Source organism: Vibrio sp. YT-18, from assembly GCF_033337345.1.
GTDB classification, from domain to species: domain Bacteria; phylum Pseudomonadota; class Gammaproteobacteria; order Enterobacterales; family Vibrionaceae; genus Vibrio; species Vibrio alginolyticus.
In genome coordinates, this window is record NZ_JAWOQO010000312.1 from 1 (window position 1) to 1009 (window position 1009).

A 1009-nucleotide genomic window follows, 5' to 3' on the forward strand; every position below is an offset into this window, starting at 1 on the left:
AGCCGATGCATATGAGAGGCGAACACTTAAACAATGGTACTCAATGGTTAACCAAAGGCGATTTAGCCTCTCATTTGTTGTTTTCTTTCCTTTAGTTCTATTCATTGTGGTAATGCTCGTTACTACAAAAAACTACTACGATGCAGTCAATCGCTATATTGATACTGAATATTCGCGTATCGATAGAGCGTTAACTCGTGGTATCAAAGTCTTAACTGCACTGGACTACAGCTTTACCAACTATTCAAACTTCGCGAACCCTCTTTCTGAAGAGCATAACTCTATTGTGAAAGGCGACATCTGCTATATATGGCCGATTGATGTTTTGCTATTGGAGAACGTATACAGCGATGGCCTGCCAGCGGTTGATGTTGATTACATGATCGTCGGCGAAAAAAGCTTGTGTCAGGCAGGGACGAAAATCAACAAACTTGCAGAACAAAAAGCAGGCTTTGCCCCTTCTTTGTCCTTCCTTCATGATATTGAATCCCACATTGTTGGTATCCATTACATCGATAAACGTGGTTATGTTATTTCGTCGCCCGATAAGTACGCGAAGAATTTTACTAAAGAGCTTTGGTCAACGTTAAAGGCGAGGCCATTCTGGCAAAAAACCGCGCAAGATAAGGTCAACATTACATTGGCTGGGCCTGGGCCGATGCTTGATTCCATGGAAGGGCAAATCATCAGTTTAACAGTGCCAATTTACGAAAAAGGCGTCCACCAAGGGGTGCTCTCGATTGATTTTGATGTCGATGCGCTGCTCACGACTTCTGAAAACCTTGTCGGGAAGCTGCACTTAGTTTCCAATTTCCAAACGATTCCTGAAGATGCCGTGCGGATCAAGCCCATTGAAAAAGAGCGCTTGAGTGCCAATCACAGTATTTATTACGAATATAACTTATGGAGCGAGATTAAGAATTTAACGTTCTTTGAAAAGTACAGCATCATGGTCGCGGTCTTTATTTACGTATTAAGTACCGTAGTACTGTTTTATGTCAACATGCAC

The 1009-nt window shown here is 42.2% G+C and carries 1 protein-coding gene; it reads left to right on the plus strand.

What is annotated here, in order from left to right:
* Positions 1-43 precede the first annotated feature (43 nt).
* The coding region (locus tag R7M72_RS26235; protein WP_318056610.1) for a diguanylate cyclase at positions 44-1009 on the plus strand (966 nt) is incomplete at its 3' end.